General features: G+C 68.6%; 12 protein-coding genes and 3 pseudogenes. 7 read left to right on the top strand and 8 right to left on the bottom strand.

Features of this window, described 5'->3' with window-relative positions; all coding sequences use genetic code 11:
• Together BM536_RS38310 and BM536_RS38300 are read left to right on the top strand one after the other, a co-directional pair.
• A pseudogene (locus tag BM536_RS38310) lies at positions 1-108 on the top strand (IS5/IS1182 family transposase); the annotation flags it as partial.
• A gap of 320 nt (positions 109-428) precedes the next feature.
• Entirely contained in the window at positions 429-1,040 is a 612-nt protein-coding gene (locus tag BM536_RS38300; RefSeq protein WP_245874026.1) for a restriction endonuclease, read from the top strand.
• A gap of 54 nt (positions 1,041-1,094) precedes the next feature.
• Here BM536_RS38300 and BM536_RS38295 read toward each other — a convergent pair.
• The 5 genes from BM536_RS38295 to BM536_RS43730 form a co-directional block, all read right to left on the bottom strand.
• A protein-coding gene (locus BM536_RS38295; protein ID WP_425444729.1) for an IS5 family transposase occupies positions 1,095-1,900 on the bottom strand; the annotation gives its coding sequence in 2 pieces (ribosomal slippage) (positions 1,095-1,327 and positions 1,327-1,900; 807 coding nt in all).
• Between the two features lie 72 nt (positions 1,901-1,972).
• Positions 1,973-2,608 carry an SGNH/GDSL hydrolase family protein gene (locus tag BM536_RS38290; protein WP_073492712.1) on the bottom strand — a complete coding sequence of 212 codons (636 nt, stop codon included), beginning with the start codon at positions 2,606-2,608 and terminating at the stop codon, positions 1,973-1,975.
• Positions 2,609-3,016: 408 nt separating this feature from the next.
• Positions 3,017-3,322: a hypothetical protein gene (locus BM536_RS40590; RefSeq protein WP_143651142.1), complete on the bottom strand. Its 306-nt coding sequence runs from the start codon at positions 3,320-3,322 to the stop codon at positions 3,017-3,019.
• Positions 3,319-3,903 carry a hypothetical protein gene (locus BM536_RS43735; RefSeq protein ID WP_245874024.1) on the bottom strand — a complete coding sequence of 195 codons (585 nt, stop codon included), beginning with the start codon at positions 3,901-3,903 and terminating at the stop codon, positions 3,319-3,321. The genes BM536_RS40590 and BM536_RS43735 overlap by 4 nt, the downstream gene beginning before the upstream one ends.
• Entirely contained in the window at positions 3,843-4,808 is a 966-nt protein-coding gene (locus BM536_RS43730; protein WP_245874023.1) for a helix-turn-helix domain-containing protein, read from the bottom strand. The genes BM536_RS43735 and BM536_RS43730 overlap by 61 nt, the downstream gene beginning before the upstream one ends.
• A gap of 657 nt (positions 4,809-5,465) precedes the next feature.
• Here BM536_RS43730 and BM536_RS38275 point away from each other — a divergent pair.
• From BM536_RS38275 to BM536_RS38255, 5 genes are read left to right on the top strand one after another with little or no spacing between them, the layout of a single operon-like run.
• On the top strand, positions 5,466-6,401 hold the full coding sequence (locus BM536_RS38275) for a conjugal transfer protein (protein WP_073492713.1): 936 nt from the start codon (positions 5,466-5,468) through the stop codon (positions 6,399-6,401).
• Positions 6,398-6,739, top strand: coding sequence for a hypothetical protein (locus BM536_RS38270; protein ID WP_073492715.1), 342 nt, complete (start codon positions 6,398-6,400; stop codon positions 6,737-6,739). Before BM536_RS38275 ends, BM536_RS38270 begins: the two co-directional genes overlap by 4 nt.
• Positions 6,736-7,326, top strand: a complete 591-nt coding sequence (locus BM536_RS38265; RefSeq protein WP_073492717.1) for a hypothetical protein — start codon at positions 6,736-6,738, stop codon at positions 7,324-7,326. The genes BM536_RS38270 and BM536_RS38265 overlap by 4 nt, the downstream gene beginning before the upstream one ends.
• Entirely contained in the window at positions 7,323-9,965 is a 2,643-nt protein-coding gene (locus BM536_RS38260) for an ATP-binding protein (RefSeq protein ID WP_245874022.1), read from the top strand. Before BM536_RS38265 ends, BM536_RS38260 begins: the two co-directional genes overlap by 4 nt.
• Positions 9,853-10,530 carry a hypothetical protein gene (locus tag BM536_RS38255; RefSeq protein ID WP_211363027.1) on the top strand — a complete coding sequence of 226 codons (678 nt, stop codon included), beginning with the start codon at positions 9,853-9,855 and terminating at the stop codon, positions 10,528-10,530. The genes BM536_RS38260 and BM536_RS38255 overlap by 113 nt, the downstream gene beginning before the upstream one ends.
• Here the strand turns inward: BM536_RS38255 and BM536_RS38250 are convergent.
• The 3 genes and pseudogenes from BM536_RS38250 to BM536_RS38240 form a co-directional block, all read right to left on the bottom strand.
• Positions 10,521-11,276: pseudogene (locus BM536_RS38250) on the bottom strand (transposase family protein). The gene BM536_RS38255 and the pseudogene BM536_RS38250 overlap by 10 nt on opposite strands.
• Positions 11,277-11,526: 250 nt before the next feature.
• A complete protein-coding gene (locus BM536_RS40585; protein WP_073492719.1) occupies positions 11,527-11,976 on the bottom strand; it encodes a hypothetical protein in 450 nt (149 codons plus the stop codon).
• Between the two features lie 91 nt (positions 11,977-12,067).
• Positions 12,068-18,582 (bottom strand): annotated as a pseudogene (locus tag BM536_RS38240) (RHS repeat-associated core domain-containing protein).
• Positions 18,583-18,622 lie beyond the last annotated feature (40 nt).

Below are 18,622 nucleotides of genomic sequence, written 5' to 3'. Positions count from 1 at the left end.
TTCCGCCGCCTGCGCATCCGCTGGGAACGACGCGACGACATCCACGAAGCCTTCCTCGGCCTCGCCACCTGCCTCATCACCCACCGACACGTCCAACGCTTTTGTTAGGACCTCTAAGTCGTGGTCGGGCTGAGCCACAGGAACGGGTCCGCAGAGGGTGAGGGCATCCAGCAGCAGCAGTCCACGGTCCGGTACCCGATCCGCTTCGACAACGGTCCCGCCACGCGGGCTCCGCAGCCTCACCCCACCGTGTCGTACCCGATCCGGTTCGACAGCGACCCGGCCGCGCGGGCTCCGCAACCTAGCCCCACGGTGTCGTACCCCATCCGGTGGGAGCGGTGACCCGGCGGCGGCCGCCGGCGGGACGCCGTACAAGGCGGCCCAGCCGCAGACAGCAGCAGCGAGAAGCGCAGCTGGTCATCTTCGCCATGGTGGTCGCGGTCGCCATCGGTGTGGTGGTGATGGTGGTCAACTGGCTGCTGGCCCACTGGTGGGTGCTCGTCGTGGTCCTGGTGCTCGCCGTGCTGGCGGGCGCCGGTTGGCTCTACAACCGGCAGCAGCGGGCCCAGTGGGAGGCGGTGCGGGCGCAGGGCCTGCGCTACGGACTGCCGCAGCTGGACGCGCTGCACCATACCCGGTTCGAGGACGCGGTACGGGACCTCATGCAGCGAGACAGCTGCCGGGACGCTCAGCGGGTCGGCGGCCGCGGTGACTTGGGCGCGGACGTGAAGGCCACCGACCCGTTCGGCCGACGCTGGGTGATCCAGTGCAAGCACCGCCGCAATGGCCTGCAGGGCTCGGCGGTGGGTACACCGGATCTGCAGGTGCTCAACGGGACGGCCCGCCAGGTGCACGGCGCGGACATCGCAGTGATCATCACGAACGGTCGGGTTACCGGCCCAGCCACGGACTTCGCCAAACAGCAGCGACTGCACGTCGTCGACCGCCACACCCTCGCCCTATGGGCCTCGGGATCGCGTCCGCTGTGGAAACTGCTGCGGGCAGTGCCACCCCCGCGCCGGCCGTCGCCTCTGAGCTGAAAAACCGGCCCATTTCGGTCCGCGGTTGCGGCCATGGCCTGCGGTTAACAACGGCTAACAGAATGACTTGAGTTGTCGGTGGGTGATCAGACAGCAGGCAAGTGTGAGAAACGCTTGGTGTATGTCCGCTCGTCGTTCCCAGCGCACGCGCAGTCGGCGGAGGCCGCGCAGCCAGACGAAGGTCCGCTCGACCACCCACCGGCAGACGCCCAGTCCGGAGCCGCGCCTGGTTCCGCGCCGTGCGATGGCAGGTACGACGCCGCGGGCCCGGACCTGCTTGCGGAACAGTCGTGGTCGTAGCCGGGGTCCGCGTAGGGGGTGACGGCCCTGCGGCGTGGCCGACCCACCCTGCCTTGAATGGGCGGCACCGCGTCGAGAAGAGGCAGGAGCTGGGTGACGTCATTGCGGTTGCCGCCGGCCAGGATGACGGCGAGCGGGGTTCCGCGTCCGTCGGTGATGAGATGATGCTTGGAGCCTGTCCGGCCCCGAGCGCCCGGCGACGGGCCCGTGTGGCTCCCCCTTCTAGCGCCCTGGGTGTGTGAGGAATCGACCACACAGCGGGACCAGTCCAGCCTGCCCGCCGCGTTCAGCTCGGCGAGAAGGACCTCGTGGAGCCGCTGCCAGACTCCGGCTTCGTTCCAGTCCCGCAGTCGACGCCAGCACGTCATACCGGAACCGAACCCAGTTCCTTGGGCAGGTACTCCCACTGGATGTCCGTGTGCAGCACGCATCCCGCACAGCACCTGCCGGTCCGGCAGCGGCTTACGGCCCGGATACCGGAACCGGCGCTCCTTCCTCGGCAGCAACGGCTCGATCCGCTCCCAGAGCTCATCCGACACGATCCACGGGAATGCCCCCATACGTCGGCCACGCTCAACTCTCCGCCCGAACACGGCCAACAGGCCCGACTCACCTGGTTTCGTTAGCCGTTGTTACTTATGCAACAGCCGTGACACTTCGGGACGGATCCGCTGGGCGAGATATGCGTGGCCGGCGTTCGTGGGGTGCACACCGTCGCTTCCGATGAACTGGTGAGCGGATCCGGTGAACCACCCACGGCGCACTGCGGACAAGTAAGGCATGCTGAGCTTCTTCGCCGCGGCCGAGACCGCCTCGTCGATCGGGTGTGAGCCGATCGGCCGCGGATGCGAGTAAATCGGCCCGATGACCAGGATGCGGGCCCGGGGCAGCCCTGCACGGAGACGGCGCAGAGAGTCCACCGCGGCGGCTCGGGTTTTCGTCGGGCCGGCGTCGTTGCGGGAACCCTCGACGACTACCACGTCCGGCTTCGCGGCAATGGCCTGCTTGACCCGCTGTGCGTACGGTCGTCCGCCCTTTTGCGGGCCACCAGTGGTGTAGCCGGTGCCACCCCTTGCATCGAGACGTAGCGTCATTCCCAGTTGTCTAGCGACGAGCGAGGGCCAGCCGTGCGGTCCATTACCGCCCTGGGCGCTGCCGCCGGCGATGCTGTCACCCAGGACGAACAAGCTCAATCGTGGGGCGGCGGCGTTGGCTGGAATGTTGGCGCCTGCCGCCACGAGGGCGTACAGCAGGCTCGCTAGCACCATTACGCGGCATTTTGGCCGGACTGCCCATGTACCCATGCTTCAGAAGCTAATGCGCCTGACGGAGGCGTCACCAATGGACTACTCCGATTGGAGCACCGCGGGAGCGCCCACCGCCCGTACACCGACCCCGTGCTGGTCCTGGTGCTCGGCCTCCGCCGCGGTGAGTCCTCGGCCTGCGCAGCAGGACATCGAGGAGCGAGGTGTTGATCTCCCGGGTGTTGGGGCCGGGGTAGTACGGCTCGTGGGCGAAAAACAGGTACGGGTCGGTGCTGCGAGAACCGTCGTCGGTCCGGGTCATGGGCGGTTGCCTCCTTGACCGGGGTAAGGGTGGCTGAGCTCTGTCGGGCCGGGCGGTGGGGGGCCTGGGTGCGGCGCCGTCAACGGCGATGCGGCAGGGCGCGGCCTGGCTCACCGGGTGGGGCGTAGGTGTGGATGGGGCGGGGACTCAGGGTGGGTCTCGGGCGGGGTCAGGCGGCGCAGTGCGAGGGCGTCATCGAGGTAGGCGTCCATGACGACGGCAAGGTGCGCGGCCAGGTGATGGTTGCCGCGCGCGGCCTCCCGAAGCTGAGCGGCGCGGGCGGTGGCCGCATCGCGCAGGGCGGTGACGGCGAGAGCGGCCGTGGTGGCGGTCGGGCTGCTCGTGCCGCAGGCTGCGCACGACGCACGGTCGGCGTTATCGGTGCCACAACTGCCGCAGGACCATGAGCTGTTCATGGGCGGTGAGTCCCTTCGGGAAGATGGTCAGCAGGGAACGGGAACGGGTCGTACAGGGCGGTGACGCACGTCGTGCAGCGGCCGTCGCCGTCGGGGTGCGCGCGCCGCGGGGTAGGGCCGGGGCAGGTGCGGCACAGCGGCCAGCCCAGGCAGGCCGGGCATAGGTCCTCGCCGGGGGCGGTTGCGGGCACGCCGCAGCCGGCGCATTCGACGAGCGCCCGGTAGGTCAGGGCCTCAGTCACCGTGCGGGCGGCAGAAGCCGTGGACGACCGCCCGGCCGATGGCCGCCCCTGCGGCTCGTCTTCCATCACGTCGCCGCGGTGGTGAGAGCCGTCCAGGGTGGCGGGCGGCGGGTAGGCCTGAGCAGCCCGCAGACGGGCGGCGACGATCTCACCGACCGAAGTGCGCACCGGTTGCGGCAACGGCCGGTCGGTGATGACGTGGCGCAGTTGCTCGGCGCTCCAGCCGGCCTTCATCATCACGGTCGTCACGCGGCCCTGATCAGTCAGGGCCGGTCCGGTCAGCAGCAGCTCGGGACGGCTCGCCCCGATCTCCAGCAGCAGCCGGATACCGGCGTGCATCTCGTCGGCCGGAGGCGGCGGTGTTGTCGCGTGCGAGGGGGCCGTACGTTCGTGCGCGCGGCGTCGCTGTGGTCGCACGGACGGAGGGGGTTGGTGTTCTGGTTGTTGGTGTTCTGGTTGTTGGTCTTCTTAACGATGGTGTTCGTAGTGCCGGGATTAGCCAGCACTGGCTGAGCCAATCCTGGATAACCCGACTCTGGTTGTGAGCTGGGGCTTTGCAGGGCGGGCAGGTCGGTGATGCAGTACAGGGCCTGCCCGAGCGTGCCGTCGGCGTTGCGGTTGCGCTCGCGCTCGCGCAGCAGGAAGCCGTGATTTTCCAGTTCCTCCAGGCCGGTGGTCACGGCGTCGACGCGTTCGCGGCCGTGTCGGGCCAGGGTGGCGACGGTGATCTGCCAGCCGTCCCGGTGAGTGCTGATGTAGCCGAACAGTCCTTTCGCTTTGAAGGAGATCCGGCTGTCGCGGAACAGGGCGTTGGCGATCTGCGTGAACTGATCGGCCGCCATCACCCCGCGACGGATGCCCGCGCCGAAGTCGGCACCGTTGCCGGGCTCGCGGAAGGCGGATGCTGAGTCGATCGGCAAAGCGTCCGGAGCGGCAGGCCGGTCGGTGATGCTGTAGACGATCTGTCCGAGAGTGCCGTTGGGACGGCGCACGCGCTCGCGGACCAGGTAGCCGAACTGCTCCAGCTCGTTCAGTGCGGTCCGCACCGCGTCTCGTCCGTCGGGGCCCAGAGCGACGAGGGCGGCGGTGGTCACCCGCCATTCGTTGCGGTGGGTGCTGATGTAGCCGAAGATCCCCTTCGCCTTGAAGGAGATCTTGGGGTCGCGGAAGAGGTCGTTGGCGATCTGCGTGAACTGATCGGCCGCCATCACCCCGCGGCGGATCCCGGCTCCGAAGCCGCTCATCGCGCCGTCCTGGGTGCAGACCGCGCGCGGTGGCCACGGCAGCACACCGGGCCCGCCGGGGTGGGGCGGCCGGTGAGCGCGGGCGAGGAGGCGTACATGCGTTCCATGCAGTCAGCTCATCCGCCAGCCCTGACCAGGCTGACGGCCACAGCCCCCGACCACCGGTCACGATCGGGCAACATGCGCACAGGGCTGGCATGGTTGGGCTCATGGTCGGGCCGACCACGGCCCTTCCTCGGCGTGGGCCGAAGAATGCGCGGCCGCGGTTGCGCAGCGGCAGCGGCGCTCATTGCGCAGGCGGCTGCGCAATCGTTCCGGGTCTTGCGCATTGGGCATGTGCAGCCGACTGCGCACCGCGGGCAGGCCCTGTCGGCGTTGGTCTGCGCTCTCGGCCAGATCGTGCGCAGCCGGTCCTTCCGCAGCTGCTGGCTGGGCCGGTTCCGCGTCCGCACCGCCTTCACGGTGATGTTGGGTTCAGGCCTGCCGGTCGCCGTCCGGGGCCATGGTGGGGTCTGTGGTCGGGCCGACCATGACCCCGACCACGGGTTTCGTGTCTCCATCGTGACCGTGGTCGGGGGCTCATGGTCGGTGGTCCGGTCGGGGGCGCCGGGTTTTCTCAAGGTCAGCAAGTACACGTTCTGACCTGGGAGTTTGACCATGCCTCTTGGCAAGCAGGCTGCGGAGAGCGACGCGGCTCCTGCGATGGCCGCAGGTGCCCGGCTGGAGAAGATGAGGCGGCGCGTCCGCCTGTCGCGTCTGGTCCTGTTCACCGCGATCGCGGCCGGCCCCGCCGCCCTGGGTGTCGCGGTGCTGTCCGGCCCGACCACCGTCGCAGCCGCCCCCTCGGACAAGCCGGCCGCCGTGCGTAGTGCGGCCGCTGCGGCCGACCCGGCGGGCTATGCGCAGGTGTTCGTCGACGCGTGGTTGCGCAGCAGCGCCGACGACGCGAACAGTGCGCAGGCGCGGCTTGCGCAGTCCCTCGCGCCGGACGTCGATCTGCCGGACCCGGTCGCCAGTGCGCAACAGGTGCTGGCAGCGGTGACCGCTGTGCGCAGTGCGCAGCAAGGTGACGGCGAGTGGGCGGTGACCGTGGCTGCGCAGTACGCCGACGGACGCCTGCGCTACTTCGTCGTCCCCGTGACCGCCGACGCGAGCGGTGCCTCGTTCACTGTGACCGGCGCCCCTGGTGTGGTGGCCGGTCCAGCGCGCGCCGCGGTGAGCCAGTCGCCGTACAGGGTGAGCGTGCCGTCCGACGGTGATCTCTCCTCAGCAGTGGGTGAGTTCCTCGGCGCGTACCTGACGGGGGCCGGGGAGGTGGACCGCTACCTCGCCCCCAGGGTGAAGCTCTCGCCCGTCTCCCCCGCCCCCTACACCGCGGTCGCCGTCCAGCAGGTGTGGGGCGCTGAGGAGACCGCGGCCGCCGCACACGTGCCGGCCGACGGCACGAAGGTCCGCGTCCGCGTCCAGGTCGAAGCCCACGACGACGCCGGGCGTTGGCCGCTGGCGTACGACATCGGCCTCAAGGCCCGCTCTGGCCGGTGGGAAGTCGCCGCGCTTGAGTCCGGCACCGTGCGGGACCGGGGTGCCCGGTGAATACGGTGCACAGCCTGGTGCTCGCCGGGGAGCTGGACGACCTCGGCGACTCGTGGATCACCATGCTCGAGGACTGGGCGACCAAGGGTCTGCAGGCCGGTCTGATCGTGTTGGTCGTCGTCAGCATGATCCAGAAGTTCAGCCTGAAGGCCGGGATCGGCGCCCTGCTTTTCATGATCATCGCGCTGGGGCTGTACGACTCCCGCCAGGACCTGGCGGACATGTTCACCGACGAGGTGCAGAACCCGTCCAAGGGTGCCCCTGCCCTGCCGGGCATCGTGCGCGGACCCGATCCGCTCGCCCAGGTGCACTCCCACGGTGCGGGAGGCCGGCTGTGAGCGCCGCGACCGCAGGTCGGGTGGGCCGCTTCTACACCTCCGCCCGACGCCACCCGTGGGTGCTGGGCAAAGTCGCCGACTGGAAGATCCCGCTCGGCCCCTACACCCCGGCGCAGATCGCGGTCGCGGTCGGCGGCGGCTTCCTGCTGGTCAAAACGATCAGCTGGTGGTCGTGGCTGGGGCCGGTGCCGATCGTGTCCTGGGTCCTGATGGTCTGGGCGGTACGCCGGCCGAAGATCAAGGGACGTGCCCCGGTGCAGGCCGCCTTGGGCTGGGTGCTGCTGGCCTGGCAGCCGCAGGGCGGCCGCATCGGCGGCAGGGCCGCCCGGGACCGCCTTTCCCGTCCTGTGCTCGGCGGTTTCACCCTCGAGGAGGCTGCTCCCGCTGCCCCGGTCATGGCGACGTCCCGCGTCGGCCAGCCTGCAGCCGATCACAAAGCGCACCGGGGCCCGACGGCCCGTCCGTTCGTGCGGCCGCGCCCGGCGCCGCGGGAGCGTCCGGTGTCGGTGGGGCCGGTCTCCGTGGGGCCGGTGTCGGGCGTCCAGCAGTTACTCGCTCTCGCCGAACAGGCGGGGGGTGCCCGGTGAGGGTGCCGATCCGTCACATCGCCGGACACCTCCTGTGGTCGACACACGGCAGCGTGTGGGCGCTCTACCGGCTGCACCCCGGAGCGGACGCGCGCGGCCGCCGCGAGGAGAGCGTCCAGGGCACCTATGTTCCGGCCGCGGTCCGCGACGAGCAGCTCGCGAAGATCACGCATTTGATCCGCTCGTTGACGGGGGCGCCGCGCCTGTTCGGGCTGTGTGCGCAGGTCGACCCGGGTGAGATCGCGCTGCGCATGATCGAGGGCATCGAGCCTGGGGACCAGGTGCCTGGCGCCACGCATCCGTGGGTGGAGAACGTCGAGGCCACTTTGGATCTGCTGGGCGGGCAGGAGATGCACCGCCGCACGCTCTGGCTGGCGGTGCTCCTGCACAACGACGCCGCCGGCGGGCAGGTGACCGCGTCGCTGGGGGCGATGTGGGCGGACGTCGCGCCGATGCTGGGCATGCGGGCCGCCCCCGTGGCCCGCCGCGAGGTGACCTCCTACCGCGAGCAAGCCTCCCGGGTCGAAGCCGCGCTCGCCGGCGGCGTCGCCTTCCGCCCGGCCCGCCCGGCGGAGATCGTGTGGATGATCCAGCACGCCCTGCGCCGCGGGCTCGCGGAGCCGCTGATCACCGAGGCTGAGACCAGCGACCTGTACGGCGGCCAGATGAGGGCGGGGACGCTGTGCTCCCCCAGCTACGCCGACCTCGGACAGGTCCGCCTGCAGGAGGGCGGCGTCGATCCTGCGCTCGACGACGCCGAGGACTTGGCGGGCGCGGACCGGATCGGCCGGTCGGGCCGTACGGCGTGGTGGCGGCTGAAGACGTCGTCGCCGCTGCGGCGGCGGTGGCTGCAGGTGGAGTCCGATGCCGGGGTGGGCTATCAGGCGCAGTTGGCGCTCGCCGAGTGCCCACCTGCCGTGAGCCAGGATGCCGCCGACCTGTTCGCCCAGCTGGAGATGCTCGACTTCCCGGTGGATTACACGGTCGACCTCACCCTGGTGCCGGCCGACAAAGCTTGGGATCAGGTGCGGCGCAAGAAGAACGAGCTGGTCGATCAGGCCGACCAGTACGACGCCCGCCCCACCGGCATGCCCGCCTCCCTGACCGACGCCGCCCGCGACCTGGGCGAGCTGGATGCCCGCCTGTCACGCACCAGCGTGGAGGTCGAGGTCCAGTCCGTCACCGTGTTGACGGTGTGGGGGCCGACCGCAGCCGTCTGCGACGCCCGGGCCCGCGCCCTGGCTGCGTTGCTCGGCGGCGCCGACTACCGGGCCGTTCGTCCGGCCGGCCTGCAGGAGGCGCTGTTCACCCTCGGCCTGCCCGGCACGGTGCGGCCGGGCGTGGTGCGGGAGTTCACCCAGCACCAGATCTCCGAGGACTGGGCGCTGGGCGGGGCATTCACCGCTGCGGAGGTCGGCGACCCCAACGGAATGTTCCTCGGGATCGACCTGGACTGCGGCACCACCCGCCCCGTGATGATCAACGTGGCGGACGCGCCCAAGGTGGATGCGTCGGCGTCGATGGGAATCGTCGGGGATCTCGGCGCGGGCAAGAGCGTCCTGCAGAAACTGATCGCGGAGGCGGTGTGGGCGCGTGGCGGCTGCGCGATCTGCATCGACCGCACCCCTGTGCGCGAGTGGGCCACCTTCGCCCGCACCGCGGCCAAGGGCCGTGTCCAGATCATCGACGCCGCCGAGGCCGAGGTGTCGATCGATCCGCTGCGCATGTTCACCGGGCCTGAGGGACGGCACTACGCCCTGTCCTACCTCACCCTGCAGCTCGGCATCGGCCCGATGAGCACCAACGGCGAGGTCCTGCACCATGCCGTCGAGCAGGCCGCTGCCGGCCCCGAGCCGTCCATGCACCGCGTCCTTGAGGTCCTCGTGGAGATGGCCACGCGAGAGGCGGGAAAGCGGCAGGACGCGGCCGCCACCCTCGCCGGCCTCGTCCGCGTCGTCGCCACCAACCCGCTGGCCCGGATGGTCTTCGACCCGACGTTGCCGCCGGTACGGCTGGACGCCTCCAGCACCACCGACATGATCGTGATCACCACGACGGGGCTGAAGCTGCCTCCCAAGGCAGCGTTCGACAAGCCGGAGGTCTTGCACCACCAGCCGCTGGAGGCGCTGATCGGGCGCGCGGTGCTCTACCTGATCGCCGCGATCGCCCGGCAGACCGCGTTCGAGGACCCCAGCAGGTTCACCGCCGTGGTCCATCCTCACCGCCTCCCTGGCCGTGCTGGTGGCCGTCAACGAAGCCGCCTGCCAGGCCGGGCGCCCCGAAGACCAGGCCACGATCTTCCACATACGGGCGCTGCTCGCCGATGCGGGCTTCCGCACCGCGGCACTCGCCGGCGTTCAGGGGCGCCTGGGCGCAGAGACGCGCTCCTGGTGGCAGACGGTGTTCCCTACCCTGCCGCCGGACTCCTTCGCCGTGGTCCTCAACCCGATCGCCCGCCTCGCCGCCAACCCCGTCACCCGCGCATTCCTCGGCCAGCCCGCCGGCCGCTACAACATCCGCGCCGCCATGGACTCGAAGATGATCCTGTGGGTGTGCCCGGGCGGCAACGGACCCACCGACCGGCTGGTAACCGCGCTGCTCGCCCGAGACCTGCTGCGCGCCGTCCGCTCCCGCCGTGACACCCCGGAAGCGCGACGGGTGCCGTTCCGCCCCTACTTCGACGAGCTGATCACCCTGACCGGCGCGGCCGCAGAGACGATCGCCTCGATGTTCGAGGACTTCCGTAAGTACAAGGTCCACGTCCATGGCATGACCCAGCTCCTTGCCCGCCTGCCCACACCGGTGCGGCTCTCCCTGGTCCAGAACGCCTCCACTCTCGCCTCCACCGCCGGATCGCAGTCCGCCATCGCTGCGATCACCGCCGAGTGGGGCGACAACCCCAGTGCGGACCGGGTGGCCACCCTGGACCGCTTCGAGCACTACATCTCACTGACTGTCAGGGGCCGCCGCGTCGGCCCGGTCCGGATCACCGGCCCGCACCTCGACGAGGTGTTCGCCGACTACGCACGCCCCCGCCAGGCTGCGGCGCTCGAGCGCGCCGCCCTTGCCATGGCCGGTGCCGAACCCCTGGACCAACTCACCAACCGCGCCACCAGCCAGCTGGACCGCGTCAACCGATTCCTCACCCAACTCACCCCCACCGTCCAGCCGGCCGTACGGCTACAGAAGAAGCGTTACCAGTGACCGTCGCCCTCGAGACCATGTCGTCCGGTCACACCCTGAGTCCGGTCAGGCTGCTGCCCCATAAGGACGACGACGGCCTTCACGATGTCGGTGATCCGGTTCATGCTGCAGCGGAGTCTCCGCAGCAGGCGCCAGCCCTTGAGGATGGCCATGGCCTGCTCACCGACGCACCGGATCTTGGCGTGGCTGCAGTTGTGCCGTCGCTTCCCTCGTTTGAGCCGGCGGCCCCGGAAGGGCACGCGGACGAGGCGGTCGGCGTCTTGGTATGCCTTGTCCACCCAGCATTTCAACCCAGCGGCGGCGAGGGCGTCGATGATCCCGTGCCTGCTGGCGGCGGCTCCGGGCTCGGTGAAGACTTGGACATTCATGCTGTGCCGCTTGTGCTTGCCGGAGTAATACGGGGTCGGCGACGATCCGGTAGATCGGCAGCAGCGTGCCGTCAAGGATCACGTATGCCTTCGCCGAGGCAGTCATCATCACCTCAGCCAGGGTCGGCGCCAGGGCGGCCATAACCTCAATAGCCTCGCGTATGTAGCGGTAGACGGTCGCGATGCCGATGCCGAACCCGGCAGCGAGCTGGGCGTAGGTGTCACCGCACCGCAGATGAGCCAGGGCGAGCAGGCCCGAAGGCTGACAGGCAGACGCCGCCACCGCGTGCCAATCTCCCGCTGACGAGCAGCCAGTTGCCTGGACAGGTGCCCCAGCGTGCGGCTGGACAGATCGATCGATGACGGGTAGACAAGCACGCGAAGCTCCTGGCGGACACGGGTGATCTTGGTCGAGAACCCGTCTACCAGGAGCTTCATCGTTCCATTCTACCCGAGACCGTCGACACCCCATCACCGCAACCAGGTTGGAAAAGGCTCACTGCTTCATGAACTACTGCCTGGTCATCCGCATATGACGTATGTGGCGGGGCTGAAAGGTCCTGGAGATCGGTCAGGGCACCGGCGAGGTGCAGCGGATGCTGATCGCCAAGGGCCGACCGGTTGAGGGTCACTTCTCACGGGTGAAGCGGACGTCCAGGCCGCAGGGCACGTCGGGGTCGTTGGTGGCGCAGAGGGTGTCGCCGCCGTCCACGACGGCGAGTTCCAGGATGCAGCCGAAGTACTGGCGTTCGAAGCCGAGGCCGATCCACGAGCCCGACTTCGCCGTAGCCGATCTGAAGCTGCTTCCATTGTCTTCGTCAACCATGAACCCCCAACTGCCGGCCGATTCGTCTCCCGGGCAGTCGGTCTCGGCGAGCTTCTTCGAATCTAGACCTGAGGCAGCAAACTTTCGGTCAGCCGAGAACGAGAGCTTTTCCCCGTTGGGTCCTTCCCAATTCCCGACGACGCGGTCCACCGATACCTTCGCTGTTTCTTCGGTGGCGCACGCGGTCAGCAGGAGGAGAGGAGCAACGGCGGTGCCGATCCATCGGGCGGGCTTCAACGGGGTCTTGAACACGGGTTCATCCTAGAGGTGAGGTGGTGACGGTGGGGGTCGGAGCCCGGTGGTCGAGTTAGGACCCCCACCGTTGATCAAGCGCGGTCCCTGGCTATTCGAGCCACTCGGAATAGTTCACGGACTCGTTCAACGGCCACTTCTCCTCCCAGGAGAAGTCCTCGACCACGGCTGCTCCGAAGGTGTCCTCGAAAGCTGGGTTCCACGACCGGGGAATGACATGGGTCGCGGACCGCCAGTCGGACTTGTTCGTCACCTTGAAGCTCAAGGTGACGCTCTGGTCCTTCTTGTTGATCGACTTGATCTGAGCCGACCCGTTGTAACTTCCCAGGAACGCGTCTGCCTGATTTTCCGTCCCCAACCCGCCATTGGTTAGCACACCGAGGATGTCATTAGCGGCGCCTCGCAAGGAATTGAACTTGTACCAAGGGCTTCCGGGCTCGGGTCCCACGTCCTTGTAGTCCATGTTCGCAACTTCCTTGGCGTACGGGGCCTTCATCCCCTTGTCCCGGGCCTGTCCCACCAGCGTCGCCCGCATCTCGGACACCGTCGAGTCGACCGCCAGGATCGCCGTGAAGGCGTCCCCACCCCGGAAGTCCTGGTGCTCCCTCAGCGGATATCCGCCGCCCCACAGCCAGCCGAAGAACAAGGAGCGCGATGCCTCCCAGCGGTTTGCCGCCTTGGGGTCACTGACGATGCCCCAGTCGCGAATTGATCCAAGCCACTCGTCCATGGTCTGGGTGGGCGGGTTGAACGGCAGGTCCCAGGATTTGGTGATGTAGTTGTACGTAGCGCCGGGCGTCCACTGGGTGACAGATTGGCCCGTCCAGCCTCCGGACGACGTCGAGGCTGTGCCGCCACCGCCGCCGTTTCCGCCACCGCCACCGCCACCGAGAGCTTTGTCGACCACAACGGCGCCGGGGATGAGGATGAAGGCCATGCCGGTCGGGTCGGCGTTGGTCACCGGGTTGTCGCCTGCATAGGAGTATCCGTTGAGCGTCTGCGGCTTGTCCGGCTCAAGCAGCGGGTCGACGCTGAGGAAACGGCCAAGGTCGGGATCGTACTGGCGGGCGCCGAGCTGGGTGAGCCCGGTTGTCTTGTCTTCGGGCTTACCGAGGAAGCCCTTGTCGTCAGGCCAGTTGCCGGACGTCGTGCCGCGCGTACCACCGAAGGGCTTGGTGTACCGCTTGGTGAAGACAAGAGTGTCCGAGGCGATCGCCAGGCTCGAAGTGCCGTGGTGGTCACCGGCGAGGAACGCCAGCTTCGTGCCGGTCTGGCCCGCAGTGGAGGTCCGCACGCCGATGACGGTGTCGCCCGCCTTGTATGTGCGGGCACCGGAGAGCGCCTTGGTGACGCCGTTGCCGCTGACCTTGAGCCGGACCTCGGTCACACCGAGGTAGAGGACGGTCTCACCGTCGGTGGTGGTGGGCCGTTTGATGAGCAGTTCCCCGCTCGCGTCGTAGATGTAGCCGGTGCCGGTGGCCGGCTTGCCGCCCGCAGCGGGTTCGCTCGCGGTGGCGAGTCCGCCCTCGGCGTTCCAGGTCAGGGTCTGGGTGGCCTGAGTGCCCGGTCGGGTCTCGGTGTTGCCGGTGGCATCGTATGTATACGACTCGGTCTTCGTTCCTGTGGTCACGGTAGAGGACAGTGCGTGCGGCTGGCCCTTGTCCGTACCGTACTTGTAGTCGATGGTGACGTTGTCCGAAGCGCTGTGCTCGGTCTGCTTGGAGCGCAGTCCGGAGTCGTTGTACTCGTAGCTCGCCCAGTATGGTGCGGCCCCGCCAAGGTTCGTGGTGGTACGGCCGGACGCTGCGCAATCGGCGGTCTTCGGGGTCCACGCCTCACTCAGACGACGGTAACCGTCGTGGGCGAAGCACTGGTAGTCCTCCTTGCCAGTCCCACCGAGGGTGATGCCGTCGAAGATGGATGTGATGTTGCCCGCGTCGTCCTGGGTGTACTTGAGTTCCTGGAGCATGTAGCCGTGGACATCGTCGGTAACGTATGACCGGGTGAGTCGACGTGTGCCCGCCTCGTAGTCGTGGTTGACGTAGACCTTCTTGGCGGCGGTCGGGTCGGTGGCCAGGGTCAGCTGGCGCAGGTCGCCGACGGGTGAGTAGGCCGATCCCTGGAGGTAGCCCGTAGTGCCCCTGGCGGTCTGCACTTGGCCGAGCCCGTCATAGGTGTACGACACCGTCTCCCCGGGCAGTCCGGCCACGGCGGGCGCGGTTGCCTGCTTGACGGTGCCGTCCAGGTTGTACCCGGTAGAGAAGGACAGCTTGTCCGGCACGCCCGACTTGACCAGTTCGTCGTCCAGGGGCAGGGTCAGCTGGTTGCTGGTGACCTTGTACATGGCATCGTAAGCGGTGACCTTCTGGGTGTACGCCTTGCCAGCGACCCCGCCCTCGTACCGTACGGCTGTGTCCTGCTGGCCCTTGGTGAGGGTGTCGAACGTCCAGGCCGCAAGTTTGTTGGCGTCGGTCTTGGAGTTCTGCCACATGCCGGTCTTGCGACCGAGGATGTCGTACTCGAACAGCAGTACCTTGCCCCGGCTGTCGGTGGACTTGACCGCCTGATCGAGCTGGTTGTGCTCGGTGACCGTCTTGCCCTTGTCGGGGTCGGTGACGGACGTCTGGCGGCCGAAGAGGTCGTACTCGTACGTCCAGGCGGACTGGTCGTGCGCGGTGATGCTCTTCTGCCGGTCGGCGGCGTCGAAGGTGTAGTGGGTGGTCATGTAGGCGGTGCCGGTGGGCTGGGTGCCCGCGTAGTCGCGGCGTTCGACGGTCTGGCCGAGCGCGTTGGTGATCGCCGCGTTGGCGTTGCCGCCGGCCGGGGCACTGGTGAGGACCGTATCTCCCCGGTAGGTCGTGTTGACCGACCACTCGGCGACGCCGTGACTCTTGGTGACCACTTTGGTGACCCGACCGGTGCCGTCATAGGTGCTGTCGGTCTGCCGGGGCGCCTGGCCGCCGTCGATCTGCGCGATGGTGCCAGTCGGCGCAGCCTTGTCGTCCCAGATGTCGGACTGGGCGGTCACGGGCAGGCCGCGGCCGTTGTACAGGGTCTGGGCGATGAGCCGCCCGCCCGCGGCCGACGGGGCCTGCACCTGGCGGGTGCGCAGCAGCGAGTCGTAGATCTCGTAGGTGGTGCTGTATCCGGAGCCGTCGCCTTTGAGGGAAGCGCTGGACACCCACGGGAGCGAGGTGGACTTGACGCTGTAGGTGTAGACGTAGTTCGCGGTCTTGCCGAGCGCGCGGGAACGGTTGGGCAGCCACACGCTGGTGACTCGGCCGAGACTGTCGTACGCGGTCTCGGTGACCTTGCCGTTGGTGTCGGTGACCATCAGGTCGGCGCCGGTGGCGAAGTCCTTGACCGTGATGGTCTTGTGGGTCTTGGCGTTGCCGACGATCGTCTGGGTCAGCGGGCCTGCCGCGGTCGGCACGTACTCGGTCGTGGACGTCGTGGTGTTGTCGGCGTTCTTCACCAGCGTCGGCCGGCCGAGCGTGTCGTACTCAGTGACGGCGGTCTGCTGCCACTGTGGCTGGTTGTCGGATCCGTACCCCTTGGCGCGGCCGGTCCACCGGGCGTCGCCCTTGCTGGGCGTCTGGGTCGCCGACCAGGTCAGAGTGTCGTACGCGGTCGCGGAGTCGGATACGACGTCTCCTGCCCGGTTGTGGTCCGTGGGCAGGTCCAGGTCGGCTTCGGTGACAGAGCACGTCCTGCCGACGATCCGGGTCCTGGACACCAGCGACGTCAGGCCGGTGGCCTCGTTGCGGGCGTACCAGGTGCGGGTGCACTTCTCGTCACCGGAGACGGAGTCGTCGCCGAGGTCCTCCACTGCGGTGGGCATGCCGTAGTCGTCGTATGTGGTCTTCGTGGTGCGGACCCGGTCGTACGGTGTCAGCTTGCTGGTGATGTGGGTACGGGCGTGTGAGGCGCCGACGCGGACGTAGTACGCCTCGGTGTCGGCGTACGACTTGTGCTGGGTGGCTGTCCGCTTGGACCAGGGATCGTTGACCGTGCCGGACACCTCGGTGTCGCCGTCGTAGGAGACGGTCTCCCGGGTGAGACCGGCGTACTGCTCGGAGTCAGTGATCTCGGCTGCCTTGATCCCGGCGACCTTCGCCGTCCTGCGCGCGTCCGGGTCCGGCGTTCTGCCGCCGGTGCCGAGGAGGCGGTCGCCGTTCATGCCCCGCAGGAACACGGTGACGGTCTTGGTCTGGGTGGCGCCCGAGGGGCCGGTGAGGTGGGTGACCTTGCCGAAGCCGCGCCACTGGGACCATGTGCGCTCCTTCACCGGGGTCAGCGGGTCCTCGTTGTAGTGCCAGGCACCGCCACCAGAATACTGGTACGTGTGCTGGACGGTCTCCGAGCCGCCGAGCGGATCGTGGTGCGCACCGAGCTGACCGGGTACTTCTGGAACCAGTCGAGGATCGGCTCCTCCTGGCCATAGGGCGACCAGTACACCGGGAAGCAGCGCTTGGTGTTCTCGTCCACCTTGGGCATGGTCTGCCCGGCAGCGCAGTCGGCCGGCAGGTAATCGACGACGGTCTGTGCGCCCGTCTCGGACACGACCTGCTTCAGCCGGGGCCGCTCGAAGGACAGGATGTCGTCGCTCGGGCCGTCGACCCGGTTCGGCAGGAAGATGTGGGAGAACTTCACCGGGTCCAGGGTGAGGTCGGTGCCGTGCTTGCCGGTGTGCTGGATCTCGTCCAGCCATAGCGACTGGTCGGTTGCGTCACCGGTGTCGCCCGGGTCCAGGTAGAGGTGCTTGAGCTCCCAGGTGTCGACCGGCGCGAACGCCGGGGTGGCCGCCGCCGCGTCCCAGGCGTAGGTGGTGACAGCGGTGATCCGCTTGCGGGTGAAGAAGGTCGGGCTGTCCAGGTACGGACACTTCTCGCCGTCCTTGCAGATCCGGTCGAAGGGAACGTCTGGCCAGTTGTCCCGGGTGCTCTCGGTCAGCGCGTCGCAGCCGGTGCCGGAGGCGAGGCAGCGCTCGGCGTGGCTGAATGCGATCTTGTGCGAGGCGGCCGGGGTGGCGCTGAACAAGGCGCCGGCGCGCTGTCCGTAGCGGATCTCTTTGAGGTAGCCGCCGCGGATGTAGGAGGTGCCGGTGTTGTCGTCGGCGAGCTTGTCGTAGTTGTTGGTCTCGTCCTCGTACCAGTAGCTGCTGGCGTTGCCATGGGTGTCCTCGACGTAGTCGAGGTTCCAGCGCCAAGCCTGTTTCTGGTCCCGGCCGGAGAACGAGGTGCTGTCCGCGTAGCCGGGCTCGCCCTGGTCGTCACCGAAGACGGGCACGGTCCACACCGACTTGGTGCGTACATCGGCGGCCGCACCATCAAGCTTGTTGAGGCCGAAGACGAACTTGGTGCCGTCGCCGGTGACGACAGTCCAGTGCTCGCCGTTGTCGTCGCCGTTGTCCGCCCCGGTGGACCGGGTGACCTTGGAGGCGTCGTCGTTCTTCAGCCGCCACTCGCCGGTGGTGTCGTCCTTGACAAGTTCGGTGGCCTTGCCGTTCAGCACCAGCGAGGCGTTGTCGTACTTCCAGCACAGGTCGTGTTTGTCACTGTGCCCGTCGTCGGTGCAGGAGCCATACTTGCGTTCGATGTACGACGAGGTGATATCGAAGCCCTCACCGACCTGCGTGCCCTGGTTGTTGGTGGTAGAGGTACGGCCGTCCACGCTGCTGGAGTCGTAGGAGATCGCCAGCTGCGGCGCCTGCCCCGAAGCCGGCTGGGGTGCTTTTAGCGGATAGCTCCAGGTGAAGGTGCCGGAGCTGCCGCCGGCCTCCCAGGTCGAGGAGGACGACAGCGGGGTCGCCTTGTAGTCGCCGTCCGCGGACGCGGTGCCGGCGGTGACCGCCAGCATCATGGTCCGCGCTCCGGTGCTGGCCGTCGGCGCGAAGGACAGGTCGGTGGTCAGCTCCTCCTCGCCGCGGCTGTTGGTGAAGTCGACCGGTGTCGTGGTGCGGCAGTTCGCGGACTTCGATTTCTCGGACTTGGGGTCGCAGTTGGGCAGCCGCACGAGCTGGAGCCGGCTGGCCCAGTCGCCGCCGTATGCCGAGGCGAACGCTGAGTAGTCGATGCCCAGTTCAGCTTGGCCGCCGTCGTTCGGGCCGGTCAGCTTCAGGACCACGCCCGTGACGCCCAGTGCCCGCGAGGCCTTCTGGTCGAGGACGTTCACAGTGACCGACCGGGCGCGCTCGCTCTTCTTCGCCGGCGCGCTCAGGGTGACGGGCAGGTCGCCCGGCTCGGCCTTCGCACTGCCGGACGCCGGCAGGATGAGCTGAGCCGAACCGCTTTCCGGCCAGGCGGTGGTCCTGGCCTGGTCCTTGCGGGCACGGGCGGCCGCGCTCTGGTCCGCGCGGGCCGCCTCGCGCCCGGCCACGGCGGTCTTCGGGTCCTGCTCGGCGGCGAAGGGCTTGACCTTCGTCGCGTGCGGGGCGGATAACTTGGGTCGGCCCAGCGGATCCACGTCGCTGGCGACCGCGGCCGCGGGGGCGAGCAGGCCGGGCAGCAGTCCAAAGCAGACGATCAGGCCGACCCGCCGCAGCCGGGGTGACCGGGATGCTCTGGTCCTGGCTCGGGCAGGCCAGACCGGTGGTCTGTGTCGCATGAAGTCCCTTGTCTGAGATCTAAGGAGAAAGGCTGTGAGA

Source organism: Streptomyces phaeoluteigriseus, assembly GCF_001896135.2.
GTDB classification, from domain to species: Bacteria; Actinomycetota; Actinomycetes; order Streptomycetales; family Streptomycetaceae; genus Streptomyces; species Streptomyces phaeoluteigriseus.
The sequence above is the reverse complement of the archived record's forward strand: the minus strand, read 5'-3'. Positions and strand labels throughout refer to the sequence as shown.

What these genes read in the sequence shown, in the direction of transcription:
- BM536_RS38300 (WP_245874026.1), top strand. Translation starts at nt 429, where the DNA reads ATGGTGGTCGCGGTCGCCATCGGTGTGGTGGTGATGGTGGTCAACTGG.
- BM536_RS38290 (WP_073492712.1), bottom strand. Translation starts at nt 2,608, where the DNA reads ATGGTGCTAGCGAGCCTGCTGTACGCCCTCGTGGCGGCAGGCGCCAAC.
- BM536_RS40590 (WP_143651142.1), bottom strand. Translation starts at nt 3,322, where the DNA reads ATGAACAGCTCATGGTCCTGCGGCAGTTGTGGCACCGATAACGCCGAC.
- BM536_RS43735 (WP_245874024.1), bottom strand. Translation starts at nt 3,903, where the DNA reads ATGCACGCCGGTATCCGGCTGCTGCTGGAGATCGGGGCGAGCCGTCCC.
- BM536_RS43730 (WP_245874023.1), bottom strand. Translation starts at nt 4,808, where the DNA reads ATGAGCGGCTTCGGAGCCGGGATCCGCCGCGGGGTGATGGCGGCCGAT.
- BM536_RS38275 (WP_073492713.1), top strand. Translation starts at nt 5,466, where the DNA reads ATGCCTCTTGGCAAGCAGGCTGCGGAGAGCGACGCGGCTCCTGCGATG.
- BM536_RS38255 (WP_211363027.1), top strand. Translation starts at nt 9,853, where the DNA reads ATGGACTCGAAGATGATCCTGTGGGTGTGCCCGGGCGGCAACGGACCC.